This is a genomic window from Streptomyces sp. NPDC005423, from assembly GCF_040606415.1.
Taxonomy (GTDB): Bacteria; Actinomycetota; Actinomycetes; order Streptomycetales; family Streptomycetaceae; genus Streptomyces.
In genome coordinates, this window is sequence record NZ_JBEXET010000001.1 from 536,715 (window position 1) to 551,154 (window position 14,440).

The following is a 14,440-nucleotide window of genomic DNA, read 5'->3' on the forward strand; positions in this document are numbered from 1 at the left end:
CGCGCGTGGCACCCGGGCAATGCGTACGAGCGTCCGAAACGCCCGTCTCCCGGGCGCCTACCCGGCGTTCCGCGGACGCGCAACACAAAGCCCCGACCGCGGGGCGGTCGGGGCTTGCTCTGAATCGGCTGTCGGTACTCAGGAACCCGTGGGCACGGAGTCAGTCGCCTCCGTCCACAGATCCTGCTCGGCGCGATCCGCCTGGATCTGGCGGTACACGACGAGCCCGCCGATGGCGGCCAGTGCGACCAGGAGAAGCTTCTTCACCGCGCGACCTCGTCTTTCCTTGACGTAGGGGACCTCTGGCGCCCGACTATACACACCGACCGAGACCGATCGGTGACCTGCGCCGGGCACCCAACTCCCGCCTGTCACGGCTCAGTAGGACCAGGTGGCGACCGCTCCGATCGGAGGGTCATCACATCTCCACGGAGGGTCACTTTGCACCCTCGACTCCCCCTTCTCCCCTCTTCGGCGCTTTCCGGACCCCTTGCACCCATCCGAGTGGTGTTCATCTGAACATCGACGCGCCATGGGCGTCGGTCCTTCACTTCGCGAGCTCCGTACACATCATGAGGAAAGTACGCAAATCGCCCGACCCGAAAGTGAGGGACCATGACCCCGAACAAGGTCATGAAGCTGTGGACGGCCATCGTCACCGCCTTCATCGCACTCTGCACGACGCTCGGACTCGTCACCACGACCGCTACGACCGCCGCCGCGGCCACGCCTCGCTCCGAGACGACGCCCTCCGGCGCCGCCGAGACCGCGACGCTGCCGACGGTCTGCTCCTGGACCTGGGCGGCCCACGTCAGATCGCTGCCTCCCACGATGAAGCAGCGCATCCGCGCCGAGGCCCACGGCAAGTCCCCCAGCTGCCGCCACCGCCCCCCGGCGGAGACGGACGAGATCACCGACGCCGGCCCCCTGCACGAACCCGCCGAACCACCGAAGGTCCCCCTCCAACGCTGACAGCGGCGGCCCGTCCCGCCCGCGGCACCACTGCCCCTCACCGACTTCTCTGACGTAGCGGCGAACTTGCGTACAACGCGCGACAGAACAGACCGAAGACCCCCGGCCACCCCGGCCGGGGGTCTTCGCACGCCCACGCTCACCGGGCCGTGGACGAGCGCAGGCCCGGCCATCCCCCTTGTCATAGGCCCGGCCCCCGGAACACCGAAGGCCCCCGACCGCTACCGGCGGGGGGCCTTCGTACAGCTGGGGCCAACAAGATTCGAGGCTGTGCCTCATCTGTCAGACATCAGTGACTCGCCCGATGGTCGTCCTGGCCAGAGGGTAAGGGCACTGCTCAATCGACGTCGCCGGCACGACGGGCCTTGGCGAACACTCCAGCTCGGATCTGCAGCACCGCACCGAGCACGACGAGCCCCATGGCAACAGCGGAAACAACCAACCCCACTCCGGACGAGACGCCGAGAAGTCTGGCTCCGCCATCCAGAACGAAGCCGCTCCCCATCGCTATCCGACCCCAACCAGACCCACGCGACCGCGCTTGCGGTGCGACTCCCCGGCCGATCAAGGCCAACACGCCCACGACTACGACAAAGCAGCCGGCTCCCAAAGAGACCCACCCGGACATGGCACTCCTCCGCGGGCCGGCTACTGCACGGGCGTGACCCGCGACATGGCGGTGCCGCCGCACATCACCAGACGGGTGTTCTGCTGTGCCTGCCTGATCAGCACGCCGACAGCACACAGGGCGTAGGCAAGCCCCGTGGAAACCCGTAACAGTTCACGGCCGATACGGGCCTTGGCGCTGATCGCGGCTCCGCGGTGGTCTTGCAGAGAGGTAGGCGCAGGGGGGCGCGGTGCATCCGCTACCGAACGATCTAGCGGCGCGGACATGGACCACCTCGCCATCGGTCCCGTCGGCGTCTTCTCCATCAACTCCAAGCGCCACCGAGGAAAGAAGGTCTGGTACGGCGACACCGCCGTCCGTCCGGACAGCACTCATCGGCTGATGTCAGCCGTAAATGTCAAAGGCCCCCAACCGCTACCGGTTGGGGGCCTTCGTGTCTGGTGGGGCTAACAGGATTTGAACCTGTGGCCTCATCCTTATCAGGTCGGTCAACGGGCACCCTGCACCTCGGCAGGTTCAGACTGGTGCTGTGCCGACCTGCCGCCTGTGTACGGAGGGGTTCGCCAACGATCGGCCTTGTTGGTGTCAGCCGCTGGTGTCACGCGGGACGGTGCCCTTGACAGGAATCCCTGGAGCTCTACCGCTCCCGCGCGCCGAGCCGCCGGACAACAACTACGGCGAGAGCTGCGATGGCCACCACCGTGACAGTTATGCCGATCATGGCGCCCGCACTCATCGTTGAAAACATTTTGTCCCCTCATCCCAACGGCCGCAGTCAGCGACCCAAGATCATGTCCCGCTCAGAAATCAACATGACAGCCAGTCGTCGGGAGGGGAAGTGAAGCGGAAAGTCTTGAGCACCATCTGAGCTTGGCAGTTGGATGCCGGACCACGCCCACCCTCCTCAACTCACCACTCACCTCAGCTTCCATCCCGTCCGCCGTCGACCCACACACCGTGGAGCGGGCGTGGTTCAGGGCGTCAAGGTGGAGCGCGCCACTGTACGAACGACCTTGACGCCCTGGGCCGCGTCTGCTCGGCTCTGCCTGGGTCGATGGTGGACGGGATGGAAGCTCCCCGCGCACGCCACACTCGGCCGGCACCCGCGAACGGCGCCCCCTCCATCCCAGAGTCGGAGCGCCCCCGCCGGAGGCACCTCTGTGACCGTGGCCGCGTTCGTACGGTGATCGCCACCCATCAGACTGGCCTATCCACGCGTGGGCGCGCGTCGGCGTCGGCAGCGCCGAGCGGGCCGAAGGCAGGAGCGCGGGCGCAGCCAGAGCCGGGAAGCGCGCCCGGCGGAGCGGAGCGCAGCCGGACTTGATGAAGTAGAGAAACCTGTAACAGCTCATGGCCGATCCGGACCTGGGCACGGAAGCCGTCTCCGTGGTGGCCTGGCAGTACAGCCAGATATAAGGGGGCAGGGCGTGCAGCCGTTGGCAGATGACTTGGCTCGGAACCATCCGGGCGACGCGGTGCGCCGCAAGATCCAGGAGTTACAGCCGAACCCTCTGTTGAGGATGATCGACCGTTGGCGGCCCAAGACGGAGATCTACAGCTGGGCCATCGGTCTCCGAGGCGAAGTGCTCACCGCTCGGCGGCTCGCCAGACTCCGTGGCCACGGCTGGCGCGCCCTTCATGCGGTCCAATGGGCGACGGGCACGGACATCGACCACATCGCCATCGGTCCGGCCGGCGTTTTCTCCATCAACTCCAAGCGGCATCCGGGCAAAGCCGTCTGGTACGGAGACAGAGAGATCACGGTGAACGGCAGCACCACCCACCACATCGCGGCGAGCCAGTCCGAGGCACGTCGGGTGTCCCGCGCTCTCTCCAAACACTGCGGATTCGTTGTGCCGATCCGCCCCGTGATCTCAGTCGTGCATGCGAGAAAGCTCGTCGTCAAGAACGCCAACACGCCGGTTCTCGTGCTCAAAGTCGATCAACTCGACCGCGTCCTGTCCGGGTTGGCGCCGACCCTGTCAGCCGACCAGGTAGCCCACATCTACGGCATCGCGCGGCGGTCTCACACCTGGTCCGCCTGATCAGGCGTCGAAGTCGTACTCAAGGATGTAGGAGGCCGCGTCAAGCGTCATTTCGTTGACCTCGACGGGAAGGCCCTCGTCAGCGAACGCCGTTCGGCAGATCAGGATGACCGGCGTGCCCGCGGAGATGCTCAACTGCGCCGCTTCTTCCTTCGTAGGCATGCGTGAGCGGATCTCTTCACGGAAGTGCACTGGCTTGTACCCAAGTTCGGCCAGACGCGCGTACGTTCCGCCGGGGCCTGTGTCCTCTCGGGTAATCGCTGAGCCTGCGACTACCGACGTCGGGAGATAGCTCGTCGCGAGAAGAACGGGCTTCCCGTCCAGGATGAACCGCCGACGTCGCACGCAGACGGTCTCCTCATTCGCCAGGCCCAACACCTGCCCTATCTGCTCAGGCACGGTCTCCTCCGACACCGTGAGCTGATCCACCACAAGCGCGCGGTTCTCGATATCTGCAGACCAGATGGACTGACCGCTGCCCCACTGCTCTTGGGAAAGCCGCTGGATGCCTCGACGCCTCAAGGGGCGGAAAGATCGGACGAAGACGCCGGCGCCCTTGCGAGACTCGGCAACCCCCTCATCCTTGAGCACGCTCAGGGCCTGACGAGCGGTCATGCGGGCCACGCCGTGCGCGGCCATCAGGTCGTTCTCTCCCGGAAGCCGATCACCGGGACCGTACTCGCCCGACTGGATCGCCTCACGTAGAGAGTCCGCGATCCGCTGGTACTTCGGCCGACGGTCGTCGTCGGTGGTGGTCATTCGGGAGCCCTCCCTTCTTCTCTAGACAGCCTAGGCCATAGGTACGGCGCCCGCTCTGTCGCGTGTCCACAATCCCGCCCCTTCAACATCTCTATACAGATTCCCTTGACGTCTCTAGAGACGTGGTGTCTACTGGAGATGTCTAGAGAGGTTGCCAAGGGGGCAGCTTCCAGGAACTTAGGGATGCGCTCATGCCGTCGTTCAAGATCGACGTTTCGACCGCTGTGGTGTTCGTGGCGACCGCGCCCGTGCCGAAGATGGTCAACCAGAAGACCGGTGAGCGGGCCGTGGACCGGGAGACGGGTGCCGGTCTGTCGACGGTGGGCCTGCTGATCTCCGACGAGGGTGAGGGCAACCTCTACCAGGTGACCATCCCCGAGACGGGCTACCCCGAGGGTCTGGCCCCGGGTGCGCCGGTCCGGGTGATCGGGCTGAAGGCGCGTGATTGGGAGAACGAGTTCAACGGCCAGAAGCGCCACGGCATCTCGTTCCGCGCGGTCGCGATCACGGCGGCGGCCTGACCATGACCGACATCACTGCCTGGCTGGAGCTGGGAGGTGTCGCCTCCGGTGCTGGCGGGCTCGGCTACGCGAAGGTCCGCGCCCCGCGCGTGTACTGGTCGCTGGTGGGCCTGCCGGTCACGTGGGGCCGGTTCACCTGGACCTACCGGGACACGATGGAGGTGTGCGGCCTGACGGTGCAGCCGTCCGGTTTCCGCGCGTTCGTCAAGCGCAACCTCGCCCACTCCGAGGTCCGCCCGGCCCCGCCGAAGGTCCGCCGGGTCCGTGGAACGTCTACCGGACTGCGTGCCACGCTCCGGCTTCCCGCCGGTCTGGAGCCCTCCGACCTCTCCGCCGCGACCGAACGTCTGCGCCACGCGTGGGGCGTTCACTCCGTGACCGTGACAGAGACCAAGCCCGGGTACGTCGAGCTGCGCATGACGGGCTATGACGTCCTGAAGCGGGTGCGGATGCCGCGTACGGCCCGCCCTCGTGACCTGATCGTCCCGGTCGCGGTGCGGGAGGACGGCACGGTCTTCGAACGCAACTACCGCCAGCTCCCCATGGCTCTGACGCTGGGCGCCAACCAGTCCGGCAAGTCGATGTTCCAGCGCAACTTGGTCAAGGGCCTTGCTCAACTGCCGGTCGGGCTGGTCGGAATCGACTGCAAGCGCGGTGTGGAGCACTCCCGCTACGCCCCGCGCCTCTCGGCCCTGGCCACCGACCGGGCGTCCGCCGGCCGCTTGGTCGACGCGCTCGTGCAGGAGATGGAGGACCGCTTCGATCTGCTCTCCCTCTACGGCGTCTCCGACCTGTGGGAACTGCCCGACGAGGTGCGGCCGGTACCGCTGATCGTGCTGATCGACGAGGTGGCAGAACTGTTCCTGGTGACCTCCAAGAAGGAGGAAGCCGATCGCGACCACACCGTCATGCAACTGGTGCGGCTTGCGCAGATGGCCCGAGCAATCGGTATCTACCTGGAGATCTGCGGGCAGCGCTTCGGCTCTGACCTGGGCAAAGGCGCGACCGCGCTACGGGCCCAGCTCACCGGCCGCGTCGTGCACCGCGTCAACGACAAGCAGACGGCGGAAATGGGCCTGGGCGACATCGCCCCGGACGCGGTGGTCTCCGTGACCAGCATCCGGGCGGACCGCCCCGGGGTCGCGGTGGCCGGCGACGCCTCCGGCTACTGGTCCCGAATCCGCACCCCCGAGATCACCCCGGCCGAAGCAACGTCCGTCTGCCGCCAGTTCGCGCACATGACCCCCAACTTGCCGTTCCTGGAACCGTTCCGCCCGGTCGCGCGGATGGTCATCCCACCGATGCCCGCCGAGCCGCCGCTCGTGGAAGCCCTGCCCGCCGGCGACTGATCCTCCCCCTGCGTTCCCCGGTCGGCGCGACCGCTTCGCGCCCGGTCCCTACCCGCGCCATGCCGAAAACCGGAAGGGAACACCTGTGAATCACGAGCACGAGCACGACCCGGCCATGGCCGACGACGTCAACCGGCTCGGCTACCTGTACGAGACGTTCGTCAACCACCTGCGCTACCACGACGAGCGGGACGCCTTCACCTTCGTGCTGGCCGGCGCGTTCGCCGCCGAGTTCGCCGGGATCGAGGCCGGTGCCTACCCGCCCCCCGGCCACGGCTACCCCGGCCTGGACGGCTGACCGCCATGGCCCGGCCGAGGACCTCCGCGCCCCAGCCCGCTCCCTGCCCGGTTTGCCAGGGCACCGGTGAGGTCTCCCGCACCGTCGCGGTCGGCCGCAAACGCCGCCCGGTCGGCAAGCAGACGGGGTTCTGCCTCAACTGCCTCGGCTCTGGCGAAGCCCCCGCCAACTAGTCCCCGAAAGAGGTGGAGAGCTGTGTCCCGTTCGATCCGCGTTGACGCCGTACTCGTGCAAGCCGTGATCGCGGGTGCGCTGTCCTTTGCCCACCTGCACGACCTTGCCGCCGCTGCCGGACAGTCTGGCTGGAAGGCATGGGCCTACCCGGTCTCGGTCGACCTGCTCCTTGTCGCCGCGTGGCGTCGACTGCGCACCGCCCGCCGGGACCGCTCCGCCTGGACCTGGTTCGTGATCGCCCTGGTCGCCTCGCTCGGCGCGAACGTATCCACCGCCGGCCTCCTCGACCTCCATCACGTCCCCGCCTGGCTGTGCATCCTCGTCGCCGGCTGGCCCGCCCTCGCCTTCCTGGGCGGCACCCTGCTCGTCCACACACACGCCGACCCCACACCGGACCCGGCACCCGCGTCCGTGCCCTGCCCCGCGCCGGTCATCGACCACCCCGAGACACCCGAACCCGCCCCCGTAGTCCCGGAACCCGTCCCGGAGTTGCCGGCCGCGCCCGCTGTGAGCGTGCCGCCGGCCCTGGTCGACCACGCCCGCAAGGTCGCAGCCGACCACCGCACCCGCACCGGCAACGCCATCGACACCGCGACCCTGCGCGCCCGCCTCGGCATCCCGGAAGACCTCGCCGGCGCCATCGCGGCCCAACTCGCCTGACAGACAAGGAGGTTCCACCGTGCGCCCCAACCGCTACTACGACGTGATCCGCATCGGTCCGGTCAAGGTCGCCACCTTCAACAACGGACGCGGCCAGACCCGACACACCGCCGCGTGCACCGCCCCCAACTGCGGCTTCTCCACCGAGCACCGTGACCGCTCCGCCGCCGAACTCGTCGCCCGCACCCACCGCTGCACCTGAGAGGAGGACACAGCCATGCAGCTCCCCGAGGACCAGATGCGCGCCGGACACATACCTGCCGACATCTACCGGCAGATCCCGCCCGGCACCGACGTCCGCCGGGTCGTGATCGTCCAGCAGGCGCCCCGCTCCTACACGGGCCCGATCATCCTGACGTTGGTCATCGCCGCCGGATCCGTCGCGGTGCTGCTGGTGATCGCCTACGTCGTCCAGGTCATAGCCGCCGCTGCTGTCGCGGTTATCTCCGCGAGCGGCGGGATCAGCTACACGGTCAACCGCCGCCACAAGTAACGCCCGCCCGGGGCGGCCTCTACCGCCAAGTATCCGCCGCCCCGGACGGCCCACCACTTCCTGATCTTCCGATCCGAAAGGGCTCTGTCCATCATGCCTGCCCACACCCGGAACCGTCCCCCCTGCCGGCACTGCGACGGTTTCGCCGCCGCCGCGATCACCACCGGCGCACGCCACCCGGACGGCTCCCGCGCCACCCTCCGCGTCACCTGCCCGACCTGCAAGGGCACGGGCCTCACCGCCCCCGCCGCCGTCTTCGTGCCGGCCGGGAGGTGACCGCCATGTTCCGCAAACTCCCCGCCGACCTCACCCCGACCGAGGAAAGCCCCGGCCTCCGCGTCAAGGCCGGCACCCGCTACAGCAGTTCCCAGGGCGACTACCGGTGCGGCGGCTGCGGCGCCGAGGACCACGCCAACGGCGATCGAGACGTCACGGCCCTGGTCGAGGACTACAGCGCCAACCACGGCCCCGCGCACCGGAAGGGTCGGTGAGCACGTGACCGACACCGCCACCTTGGCGGGTCTCGACTCGGCCACCCTCGGCGACGTGCTGAGGGTGGCCGGTTCGGCTGACTTCGACCGCTGGCAAGACCAGATCCGCCGTACCGGAGGCTGCTCCGACCCCATCCGGCTGACCGGTGGGACCAAGACGATCGACCCGACCACAAAGACCGTTCTGCACTACTACGACACCGATGACGAGCCGGGCGGCACGCTCCGCATCGCCTGCGGCAACCGGCGTGCCTCCCGCTGCCCGGCCTGCGCCTGGACCTACGCCGGCGACACCTACCACCTCATCCGCGCCGGCCTCGTCGGCGACCCCGCCAAGGGCACCCCGCACACGATTCGGGAGCACCCGCGGGTCTTCGCCACCCTCACCGCCCCGTCGTTCGGCCCGGTCCACAACCGCCCCGGGGTCCGGCCCTGCCGCTGCGGCACCCGCCACACCGAGGACGCCCCCGAACTCGGCACCCCCCTCAACCCGACCGCCTACGACTACACGGGCGCAGTCCTGTGGAACAACCACGCCTCCGACCTGTGGCGCTACTTCACGATCTACCTGCGCCGCGAGATCGCCAAGCGCGCCGGCCTCACCCAGAAAGACGCCCACGAACAGTCCCGTGTCGCCTTCGGCAAGGTCGCCGAATACCAGAAACGCGGCGCCGTCCACTTCCACGCCGTGATCCGCTTCGACGGACCGGACGGGCCTGACAGTCCCCCACCGGTCTGGGCCACCCTCGACCTGCTCGACGACGCGATCCGTGCCGCTGCTGCCCGCGTCGCGGTCGAGGTCGTCCCGGCTGGGGATGAGCCGGCCCGCACCCTGCGCTGGGGCACCCAGCTCGACGTACAGCCCATCGGCGCCTTCGGCCACGGTGAAGAGATCACCGAACAGGCCGTCGCCTCCTACGTCGCCAAGTACGCCACCAAAGCGGCCGAGACCACAGGCACGGTCGACCGCCGCATCGGCAACAAGGAAGCCCTCGTCCTCCTCGACGTGCCCGACCACCCCGCCCGGCTCATCGCGGCCTGCCTCGACCTCCACCCGCTCTACCCGGACCGCAAGCTGCGCGACTGGGCCCACATGCTCGGCTTCCGCGGCCACTTCTCCACCAAGTCCCGCCGCTACTCCACCACGTTGGGCGCCCTCCGCCAGGTCCGCGCCGACTACCGCGCCGCCCAGCAACGCCAAGCACTCGGCCTGCCCGACCCCGACGACCACCCGGAGGCCACCACGCTCACCCTCGCCCACTGGACCTACGCCGGCCACGGCCACACTCCGGGTGAGTCCTGGCTCGCCGCCACCATCCACCGCGACATCCAACTCAACCGCGAGACCGCACGCGAGGAACTACCCGCCCTGCTCGAACTGGAAGGAGCCGCCACGTGACCACCCCAGCGCCAGAACTGCTCAAGGTGCCGGAGGTCATGGCACAACTCAAGGTCGGTCGTTCCAAGGTCTACGACCTGATCCGTACGCATCGCCTCGTCTCGATCAAGATCGACGGATGCCGACGGATTCCGGCTGACGCCGTGCGGGACTTCATCGACGGTCGTCTCGGGGAAGGTGCCTGATGACCAAGAGGCGCCCCAACGGCGGGGGCACGATCTCGAAGCGAGCGGACGGCCGATACATGGGCCGCGCGTACGTCACCGACACGGACGGCAACCGGGTCCGTAAGACCGTCTATGGCGCCACGTGGGACGAGACCAACGAGAAGCTGGGCAAGCTCCAGGACCAGGAGCGCAACGGCGTCCCCGTGCCGTCCCGTGCTTGGTCGCTCGGCGAGTGGTTGGCGTACTGGCTGGAGCACATCGTTGAGCCGGACTCCGAGCACAACACGTACGTCAAGTACGAGTCCAAGGTCAGGCTGTACCTGGTGCCGCACCTCGGCAAGAAGTCGCTGGTCAAGCTGACCCCTGCCCAGTTGCGTGCCTTCATGGCCACGTTGAAGCGGGACAAGGTGCCGGCGCCCACGCGCTTCGAGGTGCTCCGCGTCCTCCGGAACGCACTGAACCGGGCCATCCGCGAAGAGCTACTGACGCGCAACGTCGCGCTGCTGGTCGACATGCCCAAGGTCAGCAAGGACAAGGGGAAGGCGTGGACCGCCCGCGAGGCGATCACCTTCCTGCGGACCGCACGCGCCCACCGCTTCTACGCGGCCTGCGTCCTGGTCCTCGTCCTCGGGCTCCGCAGAAGCGAGGTGCTGGGCCTGCGCTGGCAGGACATCGACTTCGAGAACCGGCAGTTCACACCGACCAAGCAGGTGCAGCGAGAGAAGGGGAAGGGCCTGATCCTCAAGGATCTCAAGACGGAGTCCTCCACGGCCGTGCTGCCGCTTCCGGAGTTCTGCGCCCGCGCCCTGGAAGAGCGCCGGGAGCTGCAAGACCTTGAGCGGCAGATCGTCGGTGACCAGTGGCGGCAGGAGCCGGACCATGACGTGATCTTCTCGTCGGAGCGCGGCGGGCTGACCGACCCCGTGGGCTTCTCCCGGGCCTTCAACGCCCTCGTGAAGCGGGCCGGCGTGCGTCGGATCACGGTCCGGCTCGCCCGGCACACCTGCGGGACCCTGCTCGCCTTTCTGAAGGTGCATCCCAAGGTCGCTCAGACGATCCTCCGGCACAGCCAGATCAGCATGACCATGGACGTCTACACGCACGTGGTGGGCTCCGACCAACGGGAAGCCGCCGCGATGCTCGCCGATCTCCTGGAAGATCCGCTCATCGGCTGACCGCCGCCGTTCACCGCCGTTGGTGTCAACCGGTGGTGTCAAAAGACCCCCAGCCTGATCGGCTGGGGGTCTTCTGGCTGGTGGGGCTAACAGGATTTGAACCTGTGGCCTCATCCTTATCAGGATTCAGGACTAATTAGATGATCATCGCAGGTCGGCGAACAGGCTGGTCAACGGCCTGTCTACACGCTTCTACATAGCTCGCCCCTGCTCCGCCCTCGCCCAACGTACGCCTCTGCCGGGGTAGATCCGGGGTAGTCCTGGGGTAACTCACGCGGCCGTCACAACCCGGAGCCGTCGCCCCGGCCTCCTGCTGAAACCCGGTTTCCCATCCTCCAGCGCCGCCAGGACTTGGCCTGCGTAGTCCGCCGCCGCATGCGTATAGATCCACGTCACCTCGCCCGCCCGCTCGTGCCCGAGGATCTCCTGTGTGATGACCTCCGGTACCCCGCGAGCATGGAGCCGAGACGCAAAGGCGTGCCGAGTGTCGTGAAAGTCGGGCCACCAATCCGTGCGCTCGTCTTTCACAGACCGGGTCCGGCCGATCTCCTTATCTACCTTCTGCACTGTGACCGTGCGGACCTTCTTCCGCACGACGCCGGCCTTCTCGATGGCATCCGTCCACAGTCGCCGAAACGCAGACCTACGAAGGGGCGCGCGGTACGCCTCCCCCACACCGTCGACCTCCTTCGATCCGCGGCGGACCTTGTTACGGCCGTGGAACACCAGCTCTTCTTCACACAGCCCGTCCTTCGGTTCGGACACGGCACGGCTGGCACCCGGCTCATCCATCCACAACTCGCGCAGCATCCGCGAAGCGAGACCAGTGAGCGGCACCGACCGGAGACCGGCGTCGCTCTTCGGGTACTCCTTTCGCTTGATCTTCCCGCGCGGCTCCACCAGGACCTCACGGACGTGGATACGCCGGCCCTCGAAGTCCACGTTGCACCAGCGGAGCCCGGCCAGCTCCTGGAAACGGAGCCCTGTCTCCTGGGCAACGATTAGAAGTGCGTGCATGTACTCGGGAAGCTTCTGTCTGATCAGCCAGAGCTGGGCGTAACTCGGGGGCCGCCGCTCTTCCGGGTGCTGCTTCTTGATCGTCGGCAACTTGACGCCCTCAGCCGGATTAAAGGGGATGCGACGGTCCCGCTTGGCATCTTCGAGCATGCGGTCCAGGACCTGGAAGCACTTCGTCACCGAGGAGGCCGCCAAGGGGCCGCCGTTCTCGTCGTGCAGCGCGTTCACCCATAGCTGGGTCTCGCGCCACGCCATCTCGTACAACTTGACGCTGGCGAACTCGGGCGCGATGTGGTTGCGCCACATTCCCTCGTCCCGGAGCTGAGACTGCGTCCAGTGCTCGATGCGGGGCTCCCCCTTCGTCTGGGTCGGCCACCACAGGGCCCACCATGCATCGAGGGTGATCTCACCGCGAGCCGGGTCGACCCATGTCCGCTGCCGCATTTCGGTGCGGGTCTGCTCCAGGAAAGCGACCGCTTCCCCATGCGTGGGCTTGGTCTTGCTGCGGTCTCGGCCTGAGGGGTCTGTGTATCGGGCTTCCCAGGATCCGGTGTGCTCGTTAGTCGACGGCCGATCGCCTGGGTACTTCTTCAGGCACGGCGGGCAGCCGCAGCGCATGGACGGATTGGGGCGTGGGTTAGTGGTGGCCCTGGGCTGGGCCGTCTTGCGCACCATTCGGGCGTGCTCCTGATCAAGACGTCGGTGCGCCAGCCTGCGCGGAGCGCGACGCGACCTCAGCGGGGAGTTCTACGCCTGCGCCGCAGAAACAGGACAGGCCTGCACCTGTGGATGGTGCGCCGAGGTCGATCGTCAAGATCTCGTGGATTTCTCTCACCACGTCGTACAGGTGGGTGCCCAGCCGAACGAAGATCGTCACTTCGTCCGGATCCCACAGCGCGATCTCCGAGAGATCGTCGGCCACGGCGATACGTACGCACACAGGAATTCCCCCAGGGCAGGACCAGTTGCCAAAAGCCCGCTCCGGGAGAACAGCGGTGGTTCGGTGGCTGACAGTACCTGTGCGTGTTGATGTTGTGAAAGTCGTTTGGAATATGTGAAGCGTGTTTGTTTCTGACCGAGAAAACGAGACATGTGTCCGGCTCGGGAAACCTACCCGGGACGCTCATGGGAGCGGATCGCCGTATCCAGGTCTTCTGCCACCTTGATCAGAGTTCGCTGCTGCTTCGCGCCGAGACGGCGGAAGACCTTGATTAGGTGCTGCTCCCTCTCCTCGTCGGACGGGCCCGGCACGGGCCGACCCGCAGCTTCGAAGATCTCTCGTGGCGTGACGCTCGAACCCCAGCTCCTGAGCGTCGAGGCCAGGGCGCGCAGCCGTTCCGGGGGAACGCGGGACGTTCCGCGCGACCCGTTGAGCCACGCGTACAGCGTCGCGTACGGAACGGCGGCGACCTCGGCGAGCTCCTTCGGCGCCCTGTCCACGGCATGAAGATGACGCGTGAGCAGTTCCCCCAGATTCTCGCCCCGAGGGGCGGGTTCCTCGGCAGGATGCTCGCCGGGGTGGTTCTGGCGGCTCGTCACAGGCAAGAGCATCGAGCATCTACATCTACATGCGCAAGTAGATCCACGCACGATGACCCGTACTTGACCATGCATGGGCGTCTACACCGCCCTCGTGAACCCTTGTGCGACCCAACGGCAGCAGCATCCAACCCTTGCTCAATCTACATTTACATGCAAACGTAGACGGCGCAGGTCGGAGAAGCCTGTTCACCCCTATTCGGCCACGCGCCGGAGGAGCACCATGCGACGACTGGCCAAGGGAGCCCCCCTCCGGGACGCCATGAGGGCATCCGGACTGGACATCCCGCGCCTCGCCGCCCGAACCCGAGAGATCGACACCGAGGGCGCCGGCCTCTCCAAGGCATACGTCGGCTTCATCACGGGAGCCGGGAAAACAGCCCGTGAGGACTGCAGCGACAGAGCAGCGGAATTGATCGCGCTCGCTCTCGGCCGGGAGGTCGCCGACCTGTTCGAGCCGACCTCTTTCCCGCTTCAGGATTCTACATTTACATGCAAACCGAGAATTCGGAAGGCGGGGTTGAAACCGCTTCCGGGTCAACTGATGGACCAACGCGAGTTGGCCGCCTTCCTGCGCAAGTCCATGTCCTGGATCGATCAGCAGATCCAGCAATGGGCGCTCGAACACGACCCCGCCGACCCATGGCCCGGCCTGCACTACGTCGGTCGATCTCGCCGATTCGACCCACAGGCCGTCCTGGAAGGGCAGCGCCAGCAACGCGTCGCCTAGCGACCAGTCCTTTCGGATCGAGC

General features: G+C 67.3%; 19 protein-coding genes. 14 read left to right on the plus strand and 5 right to left on the minus strand.

The annotated features are described in order from the left end of the window. Positions 1-138: 138 nt before the first annotated feature. Entirely contained in the window at positions 139-267 is a 129-nt protein-coding gene (locus ABZT12_RS02420) for a DLW-39 family protein (protein WP_356375935.1), read from the minus strand. Between the two features lie 348 nt (positions 268-615). Here ABZT12_RS02420 and ABZT12_RS02425 point away from each other — a divergent pair, with 348 nt between their 5' ends. Then, positions 616-972, plus strand: coding sequence for a DUF6344 domain-containing protein (locus ABZT12_RS02425; protein ID WP_356375938.1), 357 nt, complete (start codon positions 616-618; stop codon positions 970-972). Positions 973-3,027: 2,055 nt separating this feature from the next. Next, a complete protein-coding gene (locus ABZT12_RS02430; RefSeq protein WP_356375941.1) occupies positions 3,028-3,645 on the plus strand; it encodes a nuclease-related domain-containing protein in 618 nt (205 codons plus the stop codon). Here the strand turns inward: ABZT12_RS02430 and ABZT12_RS02435 are convergent, their stop codons facing one another. Continuing rightward, entirely contained in the window at positions 3,646-4,404 is a 759-nt protein-coding gene (locus ABZT12_RS02435; RefSeq protein WP_356375944.1) for a GntR family transcriptional regulator, read from the minus strand. A gap of 191 nt (positions 4,405-4,595) precedes the next feature. Between ABZT12_RS02435 and ABZT12_RS02440 the strand changes: the two genes are divergently transcribed. The 11 genes from ABZT12_RS02440 to ABZT12_RS02490 all read left to right on the plus strand — a co-directional run bounded on the left by ABZT12_RS02440 (position 4,596) and on the right by ABZT12_RS02490 (position 11,131). After that, positions 4,596-4,925, plus strand: coding sequence for a hypothetical protein (locus tag ABZT12_RS02440; RefSeq protein ID WP_356375947.1), 330 nt, complete (start codon positions 4,596-4,598; stop codon positions 4,923-4,925). Positions 4,926-4,927: 2 nt separating this feature from the next. Continuing rightward, positions 4,928-6,274: an FtsK/SpoIIIE domain-containing protein gene (locus ABZT12_RS02445; protein WP_356375950.1), complete on the plus strand. Its 1,347-nt coding sequence runs from the start codon at positions 4,928-4,930 to the stop codon at positions 6,272-6,274. Between the two features lie 85 nt (positions 6,275-6,359). Beyond that, on the plus strand, positions 6,360-6,572 hold the full coding sequence (locus ABZT12_RS02450) for a hypothetical protein (RefSeq protein ID WP_356375953.1): 213 nt from the start codon (positions 6,360-6,362) through the stop codon (positions 6,570-6,572). Between the two features lie 195 nt (positions 6,573-6,767). Continuing rightward, positions 6,768-7,406: a DUF2637 domain-containing protein gene (locus tag ABZT12_RS02455; RefSeq protein ID WP_356375957.1), complete on the plus strand. Its 639-nt coding sequence runs from the start codon at positions 6,768-6,770 to the stop codon at positions 7,404-7,406. 19 nt (positions 7,407-7,425) lie between these two features. Then, positions 7,426-7,608 carry a mobile element transfer protein gene (locus ABZT12_RS02460; RefSeq protein ID WP_356375960.1) on the plus strand — a complete coding sequence of 61 codons (183 nt, stop codon included), beginning with the start codon at positions 7,426-7,428 and terminating at the stop codon, positions 7,606-7,608. A gap of 15 nt (positions 7,609-7,623) precedes the next feature. Next, entirely contained in the window at positions 7,624-7,899 is a 276-nt protein-coding gene (locus tag ABZT12_RS02465) for a hypothetical protein (RefSeq protein ID WP_356375963.1), read from the plus strand. A gap of 93 nt (positions 7,900-7,992) precedes the next feature. Then, positions 7,993-8,175 carry a hypothetical protein gene (locus ABZT12_RS02470; protein WP_356375965.1) on the plus strand — a complete coding sequence of 61 codons (183 nt, stop codon included), beginning with the start codon at positions 7,993-7,995 and terminating at the stop codon, positions 8,173-8,175. 5 nt (positions 8,176-8,180) lie between these two features. Next, positions 8,181-8,390, plus strand: a complete 210-nt coding sequence (locus tag ABZT12_RS02475; RefSeq protein WP_356375968.1) for a hypothetical protein — start codon at positions 8,181-8,183, stop codon at positions 8,388-8,390. Between the two features lie 4 nt (positions 8,391-8,394). Next, positions 8,395-9,789, plus strand: coding sequence for a replication initiator protein RepSA (gene repSA, locus ABZT12_RS02480; protein WP_356375971.1), 1,395 nt, complete (start codon positions 8,395-8,397; stop codon positions 9,787-9,789). Then, on the plus strand, positions 9,786-9,974 hold the full coding sequence (locus ABZT12_RS02485; RefSeq protein WP_356375974.1) for a helix-turn-helix domain-containing protein: 189 nt from the start codon (positions 9,786-9,788) through the stop codon (positions 9,972-9,974). The genes repSA and ABZT12_RS02485 overlap by 4 nt, the downstream gene beginning before the upstream one ends. Continuing rightward, complete coding sequence (locus ABZT12_RS02490) at positions 9,974-11,131, plus strand: site-specific integrase (RefSeq protein WP_356375977.1); 1,158 nt, start codon at positions 9,974-9,976, stop codon at positions 11,129-11,131. The genes ABZT12_RS02485 and ABZT12_RS02490 overlap by 1 nt, the downstream gene beginning before the upstream one ends. A gap of 270 nt (positions 11,132-11,401) precedes the next feature. Here the strand turns inward: ABZT12_RS02490 and ABZT12_RS02495 are convergent, their stop codons facing one another. The 3 genes from ABZT12_RS02495 to ABZT12_RS02505 all read right to left on the minus strand — a co-directional run bounded on the left by ABZT12_RS02495 (position 11,402) and on the right by ABZT12_RS02505 (position 13,687). Beyond that, positions 11,402-12,592, minus strand: coding sequence for a site-specific integrase (locus tag ABZT12_RS02495; protein WP_356375981.1), 1,191 nt, complete (start codon positions 12,590-12,592; stop codon positions 11,402-11,404). 247 nt (positions 12,593-12,839) lie between these two features. Next, positions 12,840-13,070 (minus strand): hypothetical protein, encoded by a 231-nt coding sequence (locus ABZT12_RS02500; RefSeq protein ID WP_356375984.1) that lies wholly within the window; start codon positions 13,068-13,070, stop codon positions 12,840-12,842. A gap of 188 nt (positions 13,071-13,258) precedes the next feature. Next, positions 13,259-13,687 carry a transcriptional regulator gene (locus tag ABZT12_RS02505; protein WP_356375987.1) on the minus strand — a complete coding sequence of 143 codons (429 nt, stop codon included), beginning with the start codon at positions 13,685-13,687 and terminating at the stop codon, positions 13,259-13,261. Between the two features lie 223 nt (positions 13,688-13,910). Here ABZT12_RS02505 and ABZT12_RS02510 point away from each other — a divergent pair, with 223 nt between their 5' ends. Next, the gene (locus ABZT12_RS02510) at positions 13,911-14,417 is read left to right on the plus strand and encodes a hypothetical protein (protein WP_356375990.1); all 507 of its coding nucleotides are present in this window, start codon (positions 13,911-13,913) and stop codon (positions 14,415-14,417) included. Positions 14,418-14,440: the final 23 nt, after the last annotated feature.

Coding starts and splice junctions, on each gene's coding strand:
- ABZT12_RS02465 (WP_356375963.1), top strand. CDS start 7,624: ATGCAGCTCCCCGAGGACCAGATGCGCGCCGGACACATACCTGCCGAC.
- ABZT12_RS02470 (WP_356375965.1), top strand. CDS start 7,993: ATGCCTGCCCACACCCGGAACCGTCCCCCCTGCCGGCACTGCGACGGT.
- ABZT12_RS02435 (WP_356375944.1), bottom strand. CDS start 4,404: ATGACCACCACCGACGACGACCGTCGGCCGAAGTACCAGCGGATCGCG.
- ABZT12_RS02425 (WP_356375938.1), top strand. CDS start 616: ATGACCCCGAACAAGGTCATGAAGCTGTGGACGGCCATCGTCACCGCC.
- ABZT12_RS02475 (WP_356375968.1), top strand. CDS start 8,181: ATGTTCCGCAAACTCCCCGCCGACCTCACCCCGACCGAGGAAAGCCCC.
- ABZT12_RS02445 (WP_356375950.1), top strand. CDS start 4,928: ATGACCGACATCACTGCCTGGCTGGAGCTGGGAGGTGTCGCCTCCGGT.
- ABZT12_RS02440 (WP_356375947.1), top strand. CDS start 4,596: ATGCCGTCGTTCAAGATCGACGTTTCGACCGCTGTGGTGTTCGTGGCG.
- ABZT12_RS02510 (WP_356375990.1), top strand. CDS start 13,911: ATGCGACGACTGGCCAAGGGAGCCCCCCTCCGGGACGCCATGAGGGCA.
- ABZT12_RS02490 (WP_356375977.1), top strand. CDS start 9,974: ATGACCAAGAGGCGCCCCAACGGCGGGGGCACGATCTCGAAGCGAGCG.
- ABZT12_RS02495 (WP_356375981.1), bottom strand. CDS start 12,592: ATGCGGCAGCGGACATGGGTCGACCCGGCTCGCGGTGAGATCACCCTC.